Source organism: Dactylosporangium sp. NPDC051541 (assembly GCF_044454505.1).
Classification (GTDB): Bacteria; Actinomycetota; Actinomycetes; order Mycobacteriales; family Micromonosporaceae; genus Dactylosporangium.
Genome location: NZ_JBITDU010000007.1, coordinates 127,676 through 145,367, shown reverse-complemented (window position 1 = coordinate 145,367; position 17,692 = coordinate 127,676). Strand labels below are relative to the sequence as shown.

Below are 17,692 nucleotides of genomic sequence, written 5' to 3'. Positions count from 1 at the left end.
CCAGTCTGGTGTTCGCCGACCGGCCTGTCAGCATGCCCGGGAACGGTTCCCGGGTGGCCCGGGACATCGGCATCGTGCGGCCGGGGCGGGGGTGCGGCGACAGTCAGCGCATCGCTGCTCGCCGCACCTGAGAGGAACCGACATGCCGACATCCGCGTTCGAGAAACTCCTGCCCTGGTCGGGCGGCCTGGCCGGGGTCGCCTGGGCCGTCCAGCTGGCCGCCGCCGAGACCCCCGACGACCCGGCCGACCCGCAGGCGGTGAGCATCGTCGCCGGCGCGGCCGGGTGGAACTACGCCGCCGGGTTCGCGCTGCTCGCCGGGGCCCTGCTGCTGATCCTGTTCGCGGCCGCGGCCCGCCGGTCCCTGCGCGCCGGGGAGGCCGGCGAGTCGACGTACTCCTCGGTCGCGCACGGCGGCCTGCTGGTCGCCGCGGCCGGCTTCGGCACGCTCGGGATCGTCCAGATCGCGCTCACCAACGCCGCGAAGGCCCACGACGCCGCCGCGACCGCCACGATCGGCCAGCTCGCCCTGATCGGCTGGCTGCCCGCTCTGGCCGGGCTGGTGGCGGCCTTCTGGGGCCTCGGGCTCGGCGGCCTGCGCACGGCCACGCTGCCGAAGTGGTTCGCCGTCCTGACCGTGGTCCTGGCCGTCATCGGCGTCCTCGGCCCGCTCGCGGTCGTCGTCTACCTGCTGCTGCCGCTGTGGCTGATCGCGGCCTCGGTCGTGACGGCCCGCAGCGCGGCCGTGCGCGCCCCGGAGCCGGTGGGCCTGACGCGGTAGGCGTCGCCGGCTGGTGGATGTTTCACGCGTTTCTGCCCATCGAAGCGCTTCCGCGCGCCGCGCAAGTGGACCTCCTTCGATGTGGGTGGCGATGATGGGCGCCCCATATCGAAGGAGTCTCCCGTGTCCACAGGTCGCCTCCATCGGCGCCGGGTCGTGGCCGCCGCGGCCGCTCTCGCCGCTGTCACCTTCGCCGCCGGCTGGCTCGTGGTCGGCTCGGCCTCGGCGGGCACGCTGTCCGGCACCCTCTACCGTGACCCCGACTCGCAGGTCGTGCGCTGGGTCGCCGCCAACCCGAACGACTCACGCACGGCCGTCATCCGCGACAAGGTGGCCAGCCAGTCGCAGGCCCGCTGGATGGCGAACTTCAACATCTCCACCATCCAGTCCGAGGTCTCCTCGTTCGTGGGCGCCGCCAACGCCGTGAACCAGGTGCCGGTCCTGACGAGCTACGCGATCCCCAACCGTGACTGCGGCGGGGCGAGCGCCGGTGGTGCGCCGGACCTCAACCAGTACCAGCAGTGGATCTCCGGATACGCCCGGGGCCTTGGCAACCGGACCGTCATCGTCATCATGGAGACCGACGCCCTGGCGCTGCAGACGTGCCTGAGCAGCGGCGAGATCCAGCAGCGGGGCCAGGCGATCAGCACCGCGGTGCAGACGCTCAAGTCGGCCAACCCCAATGCGAAGGTGTACCTCGACGGCGGCCACTCGGCCTGGAACAGCGCTTCGGAGCAGGGCAACCGGCTGATCGGCGCCGGCGTGCAGTACGCCGACGGGTTCTTCACCAACGTCTCGAACTTCCAGCCGACCGGCAACGAGGCCAACTACGGCCGGTCGATCATCTCCTACCTGCAGAGCCGCGGCATCAACGGCAAGCACCAGGTCATCGACACCAGCCGCAACGGTGGCGCGGCCGGCGACTGGTGCGCCGACGACAACACCGACCGCCGGATCGGCAACTACCCGACCCTGAACACCGGCGACGCCAACATCGACGGCTACCTGTGGATCAAGCCCCCGGGCGAGGCCGACGGCTGCGCCTACACCGCCGGCAGCTTCCAGGCCGGCCTGGCCTACAGCCTGGCCTCGAGCGCACCGTACCCGCCGGCCGGGTCCCCGACGCCGACCTTCTCGAGCGCCTCGCCGTCGCCCAGCCGCTCCAGCGCGTCCCCGTCCGCGTCCACCTCCCCGTCGGCCTCGACGTCGCCCAGCCGCTCGACCGGTGGCGGTGGCGGTGCGTGCAACGCGGCGTACCAGACCACGAGCGCCTGGCAGGGCGGCTTCCAGGGCAACGTGACCGTCACCGCGGGCTCGGCGGCGATCAGCAACTGGACCGTGACCTGGACCCTCGCGAACGGCCAGTCGATCAACCAGCTCTGGAACGGCACCCTCACCACCAGCGGTTCCAATGTGACGGTCCGCAACATGTCCTACAACGGCTCGCTCGCGGCGGGCGCCTCGACCCAGTTCGGCTTCACCGGCAACGGCAACGCCTCGACGCCGACGCTGACCTGCACCACCTCCTGAGCGACGCACTGCCCTGGGGGCGCGGACCGGCTCCGGTCCGCGCCCCCAGCCGGGCCGGGGGCGGCCGTTACGTACCCTCCGCTGATGGTGACGGTGCATGTATAGGCTCCTGCTGCGGCGGGACTTCGGTCTCATGTGGTCGGGACACCTGCTGTCGAACCTCGGCAATTGGCTGCTCATCCTGGCGATTCCGGTATACGTGTTCGAGCTCACCGGGTCGGTGGCGAGCACGAGCGCCGCGGTCGTCGCGCAGACGGTTCCGGCGCTGCTGGTCGGGCCGATCGCCGGCGTCGCCGCCGACCAATGGAACCGGCGAACGATCATGCTGCTCAGCGACCTGCTCCGGGCCCTGGTCGTCGTCGGATTCCTGTTCGTGCACAGCGCCGGCGACCTGTGGCTGCTGTACGCCACGGTCTTCATGGAGAGCTGCGTCGCGCAGCTGTTCCTGCCGGCGCACCGAGCACTCCTGCCCGGTCTGGTGGGCCGGGGAGCCGACCTGTCCGCGGCCAACGCCCTGTACACGCTGGCCGGCGGGATCGTCCGGCTGGCCGGTGGCCCCCTCGGTGGCGCGCTCTACCTCCTGCTCGGCTTCGACGCGCTGGTGCTCATCGATATGGCCACCTATGTCGTCTCCGCGGTAGCGCTGCTCGCCGTGCGCTACTCACCGTCGACGCTGCGGGCCGGCACCGCCGGCGGTCCAGGTCACGGACGCCCAGTGCGGCGGCTGCGCGCCGTACGACGAGACCTCGCCGAGGGCGCCCAGGTCCTGTGGCGCAGCGTCCTGCTCATTCGGCTGCTGGCCTCGTCGGCGGTCTTCCTGCTCGGCAACAGCACCCTCACCGTCCTGCTGGTGCCGTACGTCTACCAACGCCTGCACGGCGACGCCGCCCTGGTCGGCCTCTTGTTCTCCGCGCTCGGTGCCGGCTTTCTGATCGGTGCCCCGCCGGCCCGGCGGATGGCCGACGCGGCCAGACCGCACCGAGCGCTGGCCGCCGCGCTGGCCGCGGCCAACCTCAGCTTCATCGGCCTGTTCCATTCGCAGCAACGTCCGATAGCTCTGCTGTCCATCTGCGCTGTCGGTGTCACCGGCGGCGCGGTGCTCGTGGTCGTGCAGACGTTGATCCAGCGATACACCCCCGATCAGGTCCTGGGCCGAGTCAGTTCGGCATACGCGAGCGTCGAAATGCTCGCCACGGTGATCGGGGCGGTTGCCGGCGGCGCGGTCGCCGCCGGCCTCGGCCTGACCGTCGCGGCCGACACGGCTATCGCCATCGTGGCGGTCAGCATCCTCCTCGCGCTCACACTGCCGGCACCGGCGGCCGAGCGGGCACCGGAATCGAGCGAGACCCCGCCTGGGCCGAACTGGCCCGCGGCGCAACCGCCGGCCGAGGCCGACCCGGACTCAGCGCTGCGGCAGCGGCCCACGCCGTCGTGATGGCAACGGAACCGGCCGGCGACGGTGTGGTCGGCGGTGCGAGTCAGTGCGAGCCGGCGGTGGCGGCGAGGCGGACCATGATGATCTCCTCGACCAGGGCGACCAGCACGTCCTGGACCGAGCTACGGGACCGGGCGTCGCACTCGACGATCGGGATCGGGTCCTGCGTGTCGAGGGCCTCGCGGACCTCGTTGAGGTCGAAGCGGGCGGCACCGTCGAAGCGGTTGACGGCCACCAGGAACGGGACCGCGCGCTCCTCGAAGTAGTCCACGGCCGGGAAGCAGTCCTCGAGGCGGCGGGTGCCGACCAGCACGACCGCGCCGAGTGCGCCGTCCACCAGGTCGTCCCACAGGAAGGCGAAGCGGTCCTGGCCCGGGGTTCCGAACAGGTACAGCACCAGCGTGTCGTCCAGGCCGATGCGGCCGAAGTCGAGGGCCACGGTGGTCGTGGTCTTGTCCGGCAGGGCCGATGCGTCGTCCACGCCGATCGAGCGGTCGGTCATCGGGGCGTCGGTCATGAGGGGCTCGATCTCGGAGATGGCTCCGATGAACGTGGTCTTGCCGACGCCGAAGCCGCCGAGCAGCACGGCGATGGAGGGGCATCGCCAGGATTCTGGTCAGCCGGTGCCGGATCGTGCCGGGCCGGGACGTACGCCTGCCTGCCTGGCGCATGGAACCTCCGGTTCCGTCGACGTGTGCGCAGCGAGGGCGGTGGGGCCTGAAATCCATCAATGCCCCACGCCCGTGAGTCTTCGGCGCACACGCCCCGGGTTGTCGCACAGGAAGTGCGACAACCGGCGGCCAATCTACCGGCCGAGCATCACGCACACGGCGGCGTCGACCATGCGCTGGTCGGCCGCCATGAGGTCCGGGAACTTGGCACCGAACTGGGTCGTGGTGACCACGGTGACCGTGCGGCGGCCGGTCGCGTCGGTGTAGTTCTGGCTGCCGAACCCGGGGATGCCGCCGGTGTGGCCCCAGACCGTGCCGCACGCGTTGGTGTAGCGCATGAGGCCGAGCCCGTATCGCGTCGTGCCGCCGCTCGTCGGGTCCTCGACCGTCGTGCGCATCTCGGCCAGCTGCGCGGGCGGCAGGAGCCGGCCCGACAGCAGCGCGCTCAGGAACCGGTCCCAGTCGCGGGGTGTCGACACCATCGCGCCGGCCGCCCACGCCCAGGCCGGGCTGATCGCGGTCACGTCGACGTGCTCGTCGTGCACCGGCCCGGCGAACGCGGTGTCGGCCGGGGCGCCGAACACCTCCAGCAGCGGGGCCAGGTGCGCGGCGTCGGGCTCGTAGCCGTGGGCGAGCCGGTCCCCGTCGCGGGACCGGCCGTCGGTCGCGAGGTATGTGTCGTGCAGGCCGAGCGGGCGCAGGATCCGCCGCTGCAGCAGGTGCGCGACGCTGTCACCGGTGACCCGCTCGAGGATCAGGCCGAGCGCGACGTAGTTGGTGTTGCTGTACGAGTAGTGGTCCCCCGGCGGGAAGTTGACCGGGTGGGTCGCGGCCCGGGCGAGCAGCTGCTGCGGGGTCCAGTCGCGCTGCACCTGACCGGTGATCGCGTGCAGCACCTCGAGGTCGAACCACCCCTTGTCCAGCTCCGCGAAGAGATCGGGCAGTCCGCTGGTGTGGTTGAGCAGCATCCGCACGGTGATCGCCCGGCCGTTGGCGACGAGCCCGGGCAGGTACCGCTCGACCGGATCGCTCAGCCGCAGCCGCCCCTCGGCCACCAGCTGCAGCGCCACGGTCGCCACCATCGTCTTGGTGTTGGAGCCCATGCGGAACTGATCGCCGGCGGCGAGGCGATGATCGGCCCGGGTCCACGCCGCCTGGCGGGCGATGGTCACGGGCCGGTGCCGCCCGTCGTCGATGCGGACGACGACGCCGGGCGCGCCGGCCGCGATGTCCGCGTCGACCAGCCGGGCCAGCGCCGAACCGCTCGCCGCGGCCGCGTCCGGGGCCGCGTAGGCGCCGATGCTCAGCAGACCCAGCAGGGCGGCCAGGGCGGTGCCGGCCTTGAACAGCCGCGGGAAACGCCTGGGCGTCGTCATGGTCCACTCCTCGTTCGACGCTCGGTCAGTACCCCCCAACGCTATTGACGCCGCAGCGCAAGGAACAGTTGCGAAACTGGTAAACGTCGTTAGTTTTTGAACATGGACGCCATCGACCGCAACATTCTGAATCTGCTCGTCGTCGACGGGCGGATGAGCCTCACCGACATCGCGCGGTCGGTCGCGCTGTCGGTGCCCGCGGTCAAGCGCCGGATCGGCCGCCTCGAGCGCGACGGCGTCATCAAGGGCTACACGGCGATCGTCGCCGAGCCCGGCGCGCGCAAGCTGCACGCCCTCGTCGAGCTGTTCTGCGCCGGGCAGACGGAGCGCGAGGACATCATCCGCGTGTTCCAGGACCGGCCCGAGGTGCTGGTCGCCTTCACCGTCGCCGGCGACAGCGACGTCGTCATGCTGGTGCAGACCGACGGCACCGACCACCTCGAGTCGCTGCTGATCGACCTGCGCCGCCACCCGCTGGTCAGGCAGACCCGCTCGCAGGTCATGCTCAACACCTTGATGGGCCGCATCACCCTGTGACATGTGGAGGCGGTAGGACGATGGAGCCGTTCCGGATCGCTGTTACCGACACCGCGGTCGCCGACCTCCGCGATCGGCTTCGCCGCACCCGATGGCCCGACGCCGTCGACGGCGCCGGCTGGGAGTACGGCACGGACCCGGGGTATCTACGGGAGATCACCGACTATTGGGCCACGACGTTCGACTGGCGGGCCCAGGAGCGCCGGCTCAACACCTTCGCGCAGTTCGGGATCGCCGTCGACGGCCGGCGTGTCCACGGGGTGCTGGAACGGGGACGCGGCCCGGCGCCGCTGCCGGTGCTCGTCCTGCACGGCTGGCCCGGCTCGTTCGTGCAGATGCTCGACCTGCTGCCGTTGCTCACCGACCCGGCCGCGCACGGTGGCGCGGCCGGGGACGCGTTCGACGTCGTGGTCGGCTCGCTGCCCGGGTTCGCGTTCTCCGACGCGGCGCGGCGGCCCGGCCTGGGCGCGGTGGCCATGGCGCACCGGTTCCACCGGTTGATGACCCGGCAGCTGGGCTACCGCCGATACGCGGTGCGGGGCAGCGACTTCGGTGCGAGCGTCGCCGAGCAGCTGGGCGCGTTCTATCCGGAGGCCGTGGTCGGCCTGCATCTGAGTGGCACCACGCCCCGGGCCGACGACCCGCCGGCGCGGCCCAGCCCCGCCGTCCGGCAGTACATCGAGGACGTGCGCCGGTGGCGAGCCGTCGAGGTCGGCTACGGCGGGCAGCAGTCGACCAGGCCGCAGACGCTCGCGTATGCGCTCAACGACTCGCCGGTCGGGCTGGCCGGCTGGATACTCGAGAAGTTCCGCCGCTGGAGTGACTGCGAAGGCCCCGACGGGCGCGACGTCGAACGCCGCTTCACCAAGGACCAGCTGCTGACCAACATCAGCGTCTACTGGTTCACCGCCACGATCGGCTCATCGATCCGGATGTACTACGAGACCGAACGCGAACAGCCCCGCCGGCCGGACGTGCCGGCGGCCTGGCTCATGTCGTCGAAGGACATGTTCCCGACGCCCCGCGAGTGGGTGGAGCGCGCCGCGCGCGTCGACCGGTGGACCGCCGTCGACCGGGGCGGGCACTTCATCGAGTGGGAGGAGCCCCAGCTGGTGGCCGAGGACATGCGGCAGTTCTTCCGGGCGTTGCGGTGAACCCGCCACCGGTCCGGCACGTGTCGACGCCGGTACTCGACATCGCCTACCACGCCTGGGGGCCCGGCGACGGTACACCCGTCGTGCTGTTGCACGGTTTCCCGTACGACGTACGCAGCTATCGCGAGGTCGGCCCGTACGTCGCGGCGGCCGGCGGCCGAGTCGTCGTACCCTATCTGCGCGGCTTCGGCCCGACCCGGTTCCGGTCGGCCGCCACGCCACGATCGGGTCAGCAGGCGGCCCTGGCCCACGACCTCGTCGATCTGCTCGACGCCCTGGGCATCGAGCGGGCGGTGGTCGGCGGCTACGACTGGGGCGGCCGGGCCGCGTGCATCGTCGCCGCGCTGTATCCCGAGCGGGTGGCCGGCCTGGTCACCGTCGGCGGTTACAACGTGCAGGACCTCGCCGCCGCCGAGCAGCCGGAGCCACCGGCGCGGGAGAAGGCGAAGTGGTATCAGCACTACCTGCAGACCGAACTCGGCCGCCGCGGCCTGGACCAGCACCGGGAGGCGCTGTGCCACCTGTTGTGGCGGGACTGGTCGCCGACCTGGGCGCAGGCCGACACCGAGTTCGCACGGTCCGCGCCGAGTCTGCACAATCCCGACTTCGTCGACGTCGTCGTGCACTCGTACCGGCACCGGTTCGGCGCGGCACCGGACGACCCGGCCTACGCCGCGACCGAACGGCGACTGGCCACCCGGCCCCGCATCGACGTGCCCACGGTCTCGCTCGCCCCCGACGCCGACGGTTTCGTGACCAACCGGCCCGACGACGACCGCGAGCAGTTCGCCGGGCCGTTCCGCGGCCTTGCCCTGGCGGGCGTCGGGCACAACCCACCACAGGAGCAGCCCCACTCGTTCACCGCGGCGGTGGTGTCACTGCTGGCGGCGGTACGGTGAGTCACTGGTCCTGGAGCCTGGTCGCGCTCCAGGCGATCAGCGGCCGCAGGGCGTTGACGAGCTCCGCGCCGGTCGTGGAGGGTTCGTAGAGGATCTGGACCGGGGTCGACGGGATGACGTCGCGGCGCAGGAGGTCGAAGGTTTCGAGCTCCTTCAGGCGCTGGGACAGCAGGCGGTCGGAGAGCCGAAGGGGCTGACCGTCCTCGCCGAGCAGGCCCACTGGGTGCTCGACGGGCTCGACGAGGCGGCGGGCGACTACGTGCGGCAGCTCGTGCCGGCACTGCCCCGCTTCCTGGTGATGCGGGTGCTGCCCGGACAGTACCGCCGCAAACGCACTTTGCTCTGGCACGGCACCCCGGCCGCAGCGGTCCCGTCGCGACCGCTCCCGGCGCCAACGGGATAGCCGGGGGACCGCAACGGCGTCAGCCTTGGGCCGGCGCGAAGACGCGCCGCATCATCAGGGCGCGGCGGCGGCGGGTCATCAGGCGGCTGGCGGACAGGGCGAGCCGGTTCGAACGCCCGTCGATGACGGTCGGGCCCGGATCGCGGCGGTCGAGGTGGGCCAGCGCGGTGGCGACGACGTCACCGGGAGTGCGGAGCCGCCTGGACGTCAGGACACCGGCGTCCGGGCCCATCCCGGCCGTGAACTCGGTGGCCGTGGCGCCCGGGCCGACGGCGAGCACGGTGACGCCGGTGCCGCGCAGCTCCGCCCACAGCGACTCCGTGAAGCTCGACACGAACGCCTTGGCGGCGCTGTACACGGCCATCCGCGGTGAGGGCAGGTAGGCCGACACGCCCGCGACGTTGACGATGAAGCCGTTGCCGGCGGCCAGGATCCCGGGCAGGAACGCCGCGGTCAGCTGGACCGGTGCGGCGACGTCCACGGCGAGCTCGGCGGCCAGGCGGGCGGGGTCGGCGTCGGCGAACAGGGCGAACGAGCCGACGGCGGCGTTGTTGATCAGGCTGGTCACCGTGACGCCACGGTCGGCGACGGCCCGGTGAAGGGCCGGGCCGGCGTCCGGCCGGGACAGGTCGAAGGGCACCGTCTCGGCCCGGACACCGTGGGCGCGGCGCAGTTCGCCGGCCAGCGCGGTCAGCCGGTCGGCGCGGCGGGCGACGAGGACGAGATCGGCGCCGCGGGCGGCCAGGGCGGTGGCGAAGGCGGCGCCGATGCCCGAGCTCGCGCCGGTGAGCAGGACGGTTTGCACACCGTAGTCAGGAGCACTCATGAGCCGAGTCAAGGGCGCGGCGCCGGAAGCGTCAAAGACCCGGTTGGTACTGCGTCATGCCCAAACCGCATCACGCGTAGGCTGATGGCCATGTCCGACCCGCCGCCGCCCGACCTGGATCTGCGGCTGGTCCGTTACTTCACCGTCGTCGCCGAGCACCTGAACTTCGCCCGCGCGGCCGAGGCCCTGCGGGTCGCCCAGCCCTCGTTGAGCCGGCAGATCCAGCGGCTGGAGCAGGCGCTCGGCGTGCGCCTGCTGGAACGCACCACCCAGGGCAGCCGCCTCACCGCCGCCGGCGCGGCGTTCCTGCCCCGGGCCCAGCAGCTGCTGCACGCCGCCGGCCAGGCGGTGCACACCGCCCGGGCGGCAGCGCCCCCGCACACGATCACCGTCGGGTACGCCGACGACCTCGTCATCACCCCCGCCGTGCGCGACCTGCGCCGCCGCCGGCCCGACGCCCACGTCCGGACCCGCCACCTCGGCACCGAACAGGCCGGCGCCCTGCTCGACGGGCAGGTCGACGCGCTGGTCATCCGCACGCCGCTGCCGATCCCGGCGGCCGGGCTCGACGTCACCGTCCTCTACACCGAACCCCTGGTCCTGCTCGTCCCGGCCACCCACCGGCTGGCCGGCAAGGAGTCGGTCACCGTCGACGACATCGCCGGCGAGCCGCTCATCGCCTGCGCCGGCATGGGCGAACGGTGGACGGCGTTCTGGCGCCTCGAACCCCGCCCCGGCGGTGATCCCGCCCCGCTCGGACCCACGCTCGTCGCCACGTACGAGGACAAGCTCGAGGCCATCGCCGACGGCCGCGCCGTCTCCGTCGTCCCGGCCGGCGACCGCCGCTTCACGCTGCGCGCCGACCTGGTCACGGTGCCGCTCGACGGTGTCGGCTCAACCGAGGTCGTCGTCGCCACCCGCGGCGCGGACGCGAATCCCCTCGTCGCGGCGTTCATCCGGTCGGCGAAGAACCTGGGCTCAGTCGGCGACCCAGCCGGGTGACTCCAGGTCGATGGTGGCGTCCCCGACGAAGGCCGCGAGCTGAGCCTCGAGGCGGTTGAGGGCGTCGAGGCCGACCTCGTCGGCCCAGGCCCGGCGCAGGTCGTCGAAGATCGCCTCGCCTTCGCGCATGACCCGGTGGCCGAGGTCGGTCAGGCGGACCCGTTTGCGGCGGCGGTCGACGTCGTCGTCGTCGATCGCGACCCAGCCGCGCTCCACGAGCACGGCGATCGTCTTGGCCGCCGCCTGCTTGGTGACGGAGAGCGCCCGGCCGAGCTCGGATGCGGTCTCGGCGCCGCGGTCGATCGCGCCCATCGCGTAGTGCAGTGATGAGCGCACATCCGCGAACCCGCGCGCGTCGAGCTCGGCCTGGGCGGCGTCGACGAGCTTGCGGTAGGCGCCCAGCAGCAGCAGGGCGAGGTTGGGTCCGGGGCTGGTCACCGCCTCAGCCTAAGCGACCCTCTAGACAACGACAACCAAGTTGTCTATGGTCGGTCGACAACAAGGTTGTCGAATTGGAGGCATCATGGTGTCGCATCACACCGCCGCCGGCCTGCACTACGTGTCCGCCGGCGCCACCGGGTCCCCGATCCTGCTGGTGCACGGGTTCCCCGAAAGCTCGTGGGCGTTCCGGGAGGTCATCCCCCGACTCGCCGAGACCCACCGGGTATTCGCCGTCGACCTGCGCGGCTTCGGCGACTCCGCTCCGGCGCCGGCCGGCTGGACCAGCGCCGCCGCGGCCGAGGACCTGCACCGGCTGATCGAGAACCTCGACGTCGGCCCCGTCCACCTGACCGGGCAGGACATCAGCGGCGGTACGGTGTTCCGGCTCGCGGCCACCCACCCCGAGGACGTCGCCAGCTTCACCGCGATCGAGACGGGACTGGCCGGCTACGGCCTCGAGGCGTTCGCCGACGTCACCCGCGGCGGTGCGTGGTACATCGGCGTCCTGACCGCCCCGCGCATCCCCGAGCTGCTCCTCGCCGGCCGCGAACGCGAGTTCCTGACCTGGGCCCTGCCCGCCGGGACGGACGTCACCGAACTCGCCCGCACCTACAGCCGGCCGGACGGGTGGCGCGGGGCGATCGGGCTGTACACCTCGATGCTGGCCGAGGGCAACGAGCTGCGCGCCCTCGCCACGGCCGCGCCGCTGCCCATGCCGACCCTCGCGATCGGCAGCGCCGGCGGCCCGTTCACCGAGTCCACCCTCAACCAGGTCGCGCTGGGACCGGCCCGCAGCGTGCGGCTCGAAGGCGTCGGGCACTACGCGGCCCTCGAGGCCCCGCAGGCCCTGGCGGCCACGATCCTGGAGTTCGTCGACGAGCTCGACACCGCCCGGTAGTCCCTTGCCTCACATGGCGAACAGCGGTGGCGCGGTGGCGGCCCGGCCCAGCGGGGGCAGGCCGTAGCGGTCCTCGATCGCCCGCAGGATCGAGTAGTGATCGACCCGCCCGGTCCGGGGGCCGGGCGTGACGCCGGCCCCGGCGACCAGGGTCAGGATTCCATTGCCGGCGGTACCGTCGTCCTCGTCGAACGTCACGATGAGCCAGCTGTCGTGCGTGGCGGCCCACTGCGCGTACGGCTCGAGGTGGGTCCGGGCCCAGGCGTCGCCGGTCGCGATGGAGCAGTCGTGCATGTCGTCGCACAGGTCCGGGATCACGAACGCGACCGTCGGCAGCCGCGCGAAGTCGGCGGGCCACGCGGAGTATGGCTGGTTCGCCGCGTCCGGCACCGAGTCGAAGTCGGCCCAGGGGTTGTGTTTCGCCGCGTACCGGCCGCTGGAGCAGCCCCGGTATCCGGGCGACGGCAGGCCCTCGGAGTAGCCGCCGAACGTGTATCCGGCCGTCTGCAGCTGCTGGGCGACGTTCGGTGCGGCGCCCGCGCGGACCGGACAGTGGTCGTCGGTGACGCCCTGGGTCGAGCCGGAGAACAGGGCGAGGTAGTTCGGCTGGCTCGGGTGGGCGACGCCGTGCGCGTCGGTGAAGACCGCGGCCCGGGCCATGAGCGAGTTGAGGTACGGCGCGTCCGCGCGGCCGGCCAGCTGGTGGTCGGACTTGTTCTCGAACACCGCCACCACGACGTGTCCCGGCGCGGCCGACGATCCCGGCCGCGGCGCGGAGGCGGGCGGCGACGGCGGCACGGAGGCGGGCGGCGGGGACGGAGCCGGCTTCGGATCGGCACCGCAGCCGGCCAGCACGAGGAGCGCCGCGATCGACGCTGTCGCGCCACACCAGCGTGCGTATCCCATTCCGCCACTGTAGCCACTACATGTTGTAGGTGACATTTTGTGACTGGAGAGCCGCGCGATACCGCGCGAATGCCGCCTGGCCGTCGGCGATGAACGGCCGGCTTCGGACCAGCGCCGGCAGGGCGGTCGCCCGGACCCAGCCGTGCCAGGCGATCTCGCGTGGGTCGGGCCGGAGCCGGCCGGTGATGGCGGCCTCGCAGACCGTCAGCCAGTATGAGCCGGCCGCGCCGCGGCAGAGGAACCGCACGACCGGGCGCACGGCGGCATCGACACCGAGCTCTTCGGCGAGTTCGCGGGCGGCCGCGGCCCGGTACGACTCGCCGGCACCGACGGCGCCGCCGAACATCACGTCGTACATGGATGGGTACCGGGACAGGTCCGAGGCCCGCCGGTAGACCAGGATCCGTCCGCGCGCATCGCGGCAGACGGTGGCGGCGATGCGGTGCAGCCAGCCGTTGCGGATCGCCTCAGCCCGGGGAACCACCGCCATTACACGATCGTCGGCATCGACCCGCTCGACGAGCTCGGCGCCGGGCGGATTTCCAGCGGTCACAGCTCGATGGTACGCACCTCGTAGTACGAGACACGCCGGGGGTGTGAGCAGAACGCGCGAAAGGTGCGTAATGACGTTTGCGCGCACAACGGTGACAAGACTAGGAGTCGTTCACCGTACCCCCTACCGTCCTCGCAACGCCCGGTGTGCACACCCCGTAACCGCCGGGCACTACGCGAGGAGGAGACGTGAGTACACCCGCCATCGAGCTGCGGGCGGCGACGAAACGCTTTCGCGGCTCGTCCGGCATCATGACGGCCGTCCAGGACTTGACGATCAGTATCCGGCCGGGCGAGTTCGTGGCCATCGTCGGGCCGACCGGCTGCGGCAAGTCCACGACCCTGTCGCTGGTGTCCGGGCTGGAGCCGGCCTCGTCCGGTGAGGTCCTCGTGCGCGGCGAGCCCGTGCGCGGGATCCCGGCCGGGATCGGCTACATGTTCCAGCAGGACGCGATCCTGCCCTGGAGAAGTGTGCTCGACAATGTGTCGACGGGGCCACGGTACCGTGGAGTCCCGAAAAAGCAGGCTCGGCAGGCCGCCGCCACCTGGGTCGACCGGGTCGGCCTTTCCGGGTTCGAGGGGTACTACCCGCACCAGCTCTCCGGGGGCATGCGCAAGCGGGTCGCGCTGGCGCAGACGCTCGTCAACGACCCGCAGATCCTGCTGATGGACGAGCCGTTCAGCGCCCTGGACGTGCAGACCCGCGGGCTCATGCAGGACGAGCTGCTGCGGCTGTGGGCGGGCTCGGGGGCGGCGGTCATCTTCGTGACCCACGACCTCGAGGAGGCCATCGCCCTCGCCGACCGGGTCGTGGTGCTCACCGCCGTGCCGGCGACGATGAAGGCCGAGTTCGCGATCGACCTGCCGCGGCCCCGGGACGTCGAGGAGATCCGGCTCACCACCGCGTTCCTGGAGATCTACCGCGAGGTCTGGGAGTCGCTGCGCGACGAGGTCGCCCGAGCGCGGCAGGGGGCGACCCTCAGTGGCAACTGAAACCCTCGCCAAGGCCGCGCCCGACGCCGCCATCCGCCAGGCCGCGGCCAAGCAGCGCCGCCGCGGAGCCGCCGTATGGGGCGTGCGCGTCCTGATCGTCGTCGTCGGGCTGGGGCTGTGGGAGCTCGCCGCCCGCTACTGGGTCGACTTCGACGGCAACACCCACTTCAGCAAGCCCCTCGACTGGAAGGACCACGCCCAGCGCTGGGCCCTGGACCAGTTCTTCTACTCGCAGCCGTCGCAGATCTGGCAGCGCCTCGTCGACTGGTTCACAGTCGGGCCGAGCAGCGGCCCGATCTGGGAGCACATCGGCGTCACCATGTGGGAGGCGGTCTCTGGCTTCGTGATCGGCTCGGTCGGCGGGGTCGTGCTCGGTGTCCTGCTGGGCCGGGCCCGGTTCCTGGCCGACGTGCTCGCGCCGTTCATCAAGGCCGCCAACGCCATCCCGCGCATCGTGCTCGCGTCGCTGTTCGTGATCTGGTTCGGCCTCGGGCTGTCCTCGAAGATCGCCACCGCCGTCGTGCTGGTCTTCTTCGCCGTGTTCTTCAACGCGTTCCAGGGCGCTCGCGAGGTCGACCGCAACCTGGTCAACAACGCCCGCATCCTCGGGGCGAGCCGGTCCAAGGTGCTGACGTCGATCGTCATCCCCAGCGCGACGTCGTGGATCCTCGCGTCGCTGCACGTGGCGTTCGGCTTCGCCCTGATCGGCGCGGTCGTCGGCGAGGTGATCGGGGCCAAGCGCGGCCTCGGCCTGCTCATCGCCCACTCGCAGGGCACGTTCGACGCCGCCGGCATCTACGCCGGAATGATCATCATCACGGTCATCGCGCTGGTCGCGGAGTGGCTGCTCACCGCCGTTGAGCGCCGCCTGCTGCGGTGGCGACCACCGTCCAGTACCGAAGCCGTCCAGGTTTGAGGAGTCTTTGATGCACCGCGCATTCGCCCCCGTCGTCGCCGCCGCGCTCCTGTTCGGCCTGGCCGCCTGCAGCACCGCCCAGCCGCCCGCCGCGGCCAAGACCGAGGGACCGCTGGAGAAGGTCCGCATCGGCGTCGGCGGCATCAACAAGGTCATCTACATGCCGGCGATGCTCACCGAGCGCCTCGGCTACTTCAAGGACGAGGGCCTCGAGGTCGAGCTCTCCGACGAGCAGAACGGCGTCAACCAGGAGAACGAGATGCTCGCCGGGCACCTCGAGGGTGTCGTCGGCTTCATGGACCACGCCTACACGCTGCAGCTCAAGGGCAAGTGCGTGCAGAGCGTCGTGCAGTTCGCGAACACCCCGCTCGAGAAGGTGATGCTGTCGACGAAGGAGGGCACGGTCAAGTCGATGGCCGACCTCAAGGGCAAGAAGGTCGGCTTCACCAGCAAGGGCTCGTCGACCAACGCGCTCATCAACTCCCTGATGGGCAAGGCCGGCGTCAAGGAGAGCGAGTTCACCGGCGTCGCCGCCGGGGCCGGTTCGACGTTCATCGCCTCGATCGAGAACGGCGGGATCGCGGCCGGCATGACGACCCCGCCGACGTCGACGATCCTGACCAGCAAGGGCACGGCGACCACGCTCGTCGACCTGTCCACTGTGGAGGCGACGAAGCAGGCCCTCGGCGGGCTGTACCCGGCGAGCTCGCTGTACATGCCCTGCGACTGGATCAAGGCCCACCCGCGCGAGTCGCAGAAACTGGCGAATGCGTTCGTGAAAACGTTGCGGTTCATCGCCGGGAACCCGGCCGAGACCATCGCGGCCAAGATGCCGGCCGACTACGCCGGCAACGACCAGAAGCTGTACGTCGCCTCGATCAAGGAGACCAAGGACGGCTTCACCGCCGACGGCGTCATCGACCCGGACGGCGCCCGCAACGTCGTCGAGGTCCTCGCCGTGGGCATCCCGGAGGTCGCCGCGGGCAAGGGCCAGATCGACGTCGCGAAGGGGTACACCACCGAGTTCACCGCCAAGGTCCCGAAGGCCTGACCCCCCTGTACCCGGGCCCGTCGGCCGCCGGCGACGGGCCCGGATAGGCTGACCGGGTGGACAGGGTGCCGGTCATCGCGCTGACCGGCTACCTCGGTGCGGGCAAGACGAGCCTGCTCAACCACCTGCTGCGCCGGCCCGGCGCGCGGCTGGGTGTCGTGGTCAACGACTTCGGCGCCCTCAACGTCGACGCCGCGCTCGTGACCGGGCAGGTCGACGAGGCCGTGTCCATCTCCGGCGGCTGCCTGTGCCACCTCCCGGACGCCGGCGGCCTGGAGGACGCGCTGCACAAGCTGTCCCGGCCGCGCATGCGGATGGACGCGATCCTGGTGGAGGCCAGCGGCGCGGCCGACCCCATCGCGCTGCACGGGCTCATCCGGGCCAGTCGCGTGCCCGGCATCCGGCCCGGCGGCCTCATCGAGGTGATCGACGCGGTGCAGCACTTCCGGACCGTGGACCGGTCGCCGGAGCCGCCGGCCCGCTTCGCCGCGGCGACGCTCGCCGTCATCAGCAAGGCCGACCTGCTGCCGGCCGGCGAGCGCGACGAGGTCCTGGCCCGGATCGGCGCGCGGGTGCGGCAACGCCAGCCGCACGTGCAGATCGTCACGGCCCGGCACGGCCGGATCGATCCGGCCCTCGTCTTCGACACCGCCACCGACCAGGACCCGGTCGACGAGCTCCCGCTCGCCCAGCTGTACCGCGACCAGCACCACGACGCCGGCGACCACGAGCAGGCCCGCGCGGCCTCGGTCGCGCTGACCCGGCCGGTCCGGGCGAGCCTGCTGGTCGACCTGCTCGAGCGTCCACCGGCCGGCGCTTACAGGATCAAGGGCCGGTTGCGGGTGTACGGTGCCCGCGCCGAACAGGGCTACGTCGTCAACGTCGTCGGGCCACTGATCCACCTCACCCCGCTGCCCCAGCCGCCGGCGGTCGGCGAGCTCGTCGCCATCGGCTCGGACCTGGACCAGCCGGCCGCCCAGCAGCGCCTGGAGGCCGTGGCGAGCGCACCGGCCGGCGGGCCCGATCCCGACGGGCTCCGGCGGCTACGCCGCTACCGCACGCTCAGCGCGGTCCGACGGTAGCCGGACGAGGGCGACCGCGGCCAGGAGGGCCGCGGCGGCGCACACCGACCACACGGTGAGGTAGCCGGACAGCGACGCGTGCCCGGCGGCCGGGGTGTCGAGGGAGCCGGTGGAGGACAGCGCGATCGCGACGAGCGAGCAGTAGAGGACGAGCGCCGGGCGGGTCCCCAGCAGCCGGGCGACGACCGGAAGGGTGAACGCGCCCACGGCCAGGCTGATGACGTAGACGCCCATGAGCG

At 72.0% G+C, this 17,692-nt stretch carries 20 protein-coding genes; 12 read left to right on the top strand and 8 right to left on the bottom strand.

Features of this window, described 5'->3' with window-relative positions; genetic code table 11:
- The first annotated feature begins 142 nt into the window (after window positions 1-142).
- The 3 genes from ACIA8L_RS29830 to ACIA8L_RS29820 all read left to right on the top strand — a co-directional run bounded on the left by ACIA8L_RS29830 (window position 143) and on the right by ACIA8L_RS29820 (window position 3,746).
- On the top strand, window positions 143-781 hold the full coding sequence (locus ACIA8L_RS29830; RefSeq protein ID WP_395909855.1) for a hypothetical protein: 639 nt from the start codon (window positions 143-145) through the stop codon (window positions 779-781).
- A gap of 123 nt (window positions 782-904) precedes the next feature.
- Window positions 905-2,311: a glycoside hydrolase family 6 protein gene (locus tag ACIA8L_RS29825; RefSeq protein ID WP_395909854.1), complete on the top strand. Its 1,407-nt coding sequence runs from the start codon at window positions 905-907 to the stop codon at window positions 2,309-2,311.
- Between the two features lie 97 nt (window positions 2,312-2,408).
- A complete protein-coding gene (locus ACIA8L_RS29820; RefSeq protein ID WP_395909853.1) occupies window positions 2,409-3,746 on the top strand; it encodes an MFS transporter in 1,338 nt (445 codons plus the stop codon).
- Between the two features lie 43 nt (window positions 3,747-3,789).
- Here ACIA8L_RS29820 and ACIA8L_RS29815 read toward each other — a convergent pair whose 3' ends face one another.
- Window positions 3,790-4,332: a GTP-binding protein gene (locus tag ACIA8L_RS29815; protein ID WP_395909852.1), complete on the bottom strand. Its 543-nt coding sequence runs from the start codon at window positions 4,330-4,332 to the stop codon at window positions 3,790-3,792.
- Between the two features lie 219 nt (window positions 4,333-4,551).
- A complete protein-coding gene (locus tag ACIA8L_RS29810; RefSeq protein WP_395909851.1) occupies window positions 4,552-5,793 on the bottom strand; it encodes a serine hydrolase domain-containing protein in 1,242 nt (413 codons plus the stop codon).
- Between the two features lie 102 nt (window positions 5,794-5,895).
- On the opposite strand from ACIA8L_RS29810, the gene ACIA8L_RS29805 reads away from it, so the two are divergent.
- From ACIA8L_RS29805 to ACIA8L_RS29795, 3 genes are read left to right on the top strand one after another with little or no spacing between them, the layout of a single operon-like run.
- Entirely contained in the window at window positions 5,896-6,330 is a 435-nt protein-coding gene (locus tag ACIA8L_RS29805; RefSeq protein ID WP_395909850.1) for an Lrp/AsnC family transcriptional regulator, read from the top strand.
- Between the two features lie 20 nt (window positions 6,331-6,350).
- Window positions 6,351-7,484, top strand: a complete 1,134-nt coding sequence (locus ACIA8L_RS29800; RefSeq protein ID WP_395909849.1) for an epoxide hydrolase family protein — start codon at window positions 6,351-6,353, stop codon at window positions 7,482-7,484.
- A 20-nt stretch (window positions 7,485-7,504) separates the two neighbouring features.
- A complete protein-coding gene (locus tag ACIA8L_RS29795; RefSeq protein ID WP_395909848.1) occupies window positions 7,505-8,383 on the top strand; it encodes an alpha/beta fold hydrolase in 879 nt (292 codons plus the stop codon).
- A 1-nt stretch (window position 8,384) separates the two neighbouring features.
- Here the strand turns inward: ACIA8L_RS29795 and ACIA8L_RS29790 are convergent, their stop codons facing one another.
- Complete coding sequence (locus ACIA8L_RS29790) at window positions 8,385-8,732, bottom strand: winged helix-turn-helix transcriptional regulator (protein WP_395909847.1); 348 nt, start codon at window positions 8,730-8,732, stop codon at window positions 8,385-8,387.
- A gap of 73 nt (window positions 8,733-8,805) precedes the next feature.
- Window positions 8,806-9,612 carry an SDR family NAD(P)-dependent oxidoreductase gene (locus ACIA8L_RS29785; protein WP_395909846.1) on the bottom strand — a complete coding sequence of 269 codons (807 nt, stop codon included), beginning with the start codon at window positions 9,610-9,612 and terminating at the stop codon, window positions 8,806-8,808.
- Window positions 9,613-9,702: 90 nt separating this feature from the next.
- On the opposite strand from ACIA8L_RS29785, the gene ACIA8L_RS29780 reads away from it, so the two are divergent.
- Window positions 9,703-10,614 carry a LysR family transcriptional regulator gene (locus ACIA8L_RS29780; protein WP_395909845.1) on the top strand — a complete coding sequence of 304 codons (912 nt, stop codon included), beginning with the start codon at window positions 9,703-9,705 and terminating at the stop codon, window positions 10,612-10,614.
- Here the strand turns inward: ACIA8L_RS29780 and ACIA8L_RS29775 are convergent.
- Entirely contained in the window at window positions 10,591-11,052 is a 462-nt protein-coding gene (locus tag ACIA8L_RS29775) for a MarR family transcriptional regulator (protein ID WP_395909844.1), read from the bottom strand. The two genes, ACIA8L_RS29780 and ACIA8L_RS29775, sit on opposite strands and share 24 nt — an antisense overlap.
- A gap of 85 nt (window positions 11,053-11,137) precedes the next feature.
- Here ACIA8L_RS29775 and ACIA8L_RS29770 point away from each other — a divergent pair, with 85 nt between their 5' ends.
- Window positions 11,138-11,953, top strand: coding sequence for an alpha/beta fold hydrolase (locus ACIA8L_RS29770; RefSeq protein ID WP_395909843.1), 816 nt, complete (start codon window positions 11,138-11,140; stop codon window positions 11,951-11,953).
- Window positions 11,954-11,962: 9 nt separating this feature from the next.
- Here the strand turns inward: ACIA8L_RS29770 and ACIA8L_RS29765 are convergent, their stop codons facing one another.
- Window positions 11,963-12,859 (bottom strand): alkaline phosphatase family protein, encoded by an 897-nt coding sequence (locus ACIA8L_RS29765; protein WP_395909842.1) that lies wholly within the window; start codon window positions 12,857-12,859, stop codon window positions 11,963-11,965.
- A gap of 16 nt (window positions 12,860-12,875) precedes the next feature.
- On the bottom strand, window positions 12,876-13,412 hold the full coding sequence (locus tag ACIA8L_RS29760) for an NUDIX domain-containing protein (protein WP_395909841.1): 537 nt from the start codon (window positions 13,410-13,412) through the stop codon (window positions 12,876-12,878).
- 188 nt (window positions 13,413-13,600) lie between these two features.
- Between ACIA8L_RS29760 and ACIA8L_RS29755 the strand changes: the two genes are divergently transcribed.
- From ACIA8L_RS29755 to ACIA8L_RS29740, 4 genes are read left to right on the top strand one after another with little or no spacing between them, the layout of a single operon-like run.
- Window positions 13,601-14,404 (top strand): ABC transporter ATP-binding protein, encoded by an 804-nt coding sequence (locus tag ACIA8L_RS29755; RefSeq protein ID WP_395909840.1) that lies wholly within the window; start codon window positions 13,601-13,603, stop codon window positions 14,402-14,404.
- Window positions 14,394-15,320 carry an ABC transporter permease gene (locus tag ACIA8L_RS29750; RefSeq protein ID WP_395909839.1) on the top strand — a complete coding sequence of 309 codons (927 nt, stop codon included), beginning with the start codon at window positions 14,394-14,396 and terminating at the stop codon, window positions 15,318-15,320. The genes ACIA8L_RS29755 and ACIA8L_RS29750 overlap by 11 nt, the downstream gene beginning before the upstream one ends.
- 10 nt (window positions 15,321-15,330) lie before the next feature.
- Window positions 15,331-16,371, top strand: coding sequence for an ABC transporter substrate-binding protein (locus tag ACIA8L_RS29745; protein WP_395909838.1), 1,041 nt, complete (start codon window positions 15,331-15,333; stop codon window positions 16,369-16,371).
- 56 nt (window positions 16,372-16,427) lie between these two features.
- A complete protein-coding gene (locus tag ACIA8L_RS29740; RefSeq protein ID WP_395909837.1) occupies window positions 16,428-17,453 on the top strand; it encodes a CobW family GTP-binding protein in 1,026 nt (341 codons plus the stop codon).
- Here ACIA8L_RS29740 and ACIA8L_RS29735 read toward each other — a convergent pair.
- Window positions 17,415-17,687: a hypothetical protein gene (locus ACIA8L_RS29735; protein ID WP_395909836.1), complete on the bottom strand. Its 273-nt coding sequence runs from the start codon at window positions 17,685-17,687 to the stop codon at window positions 17,415-17,417. The two genes, ACIA8L_RS29740 and ACIA8L_RS29735, sit on opposite strands and share 39 nt — an antisense overlap.
- Window positions 17,688-17,692: the final 5 nt, after the last annotated feature.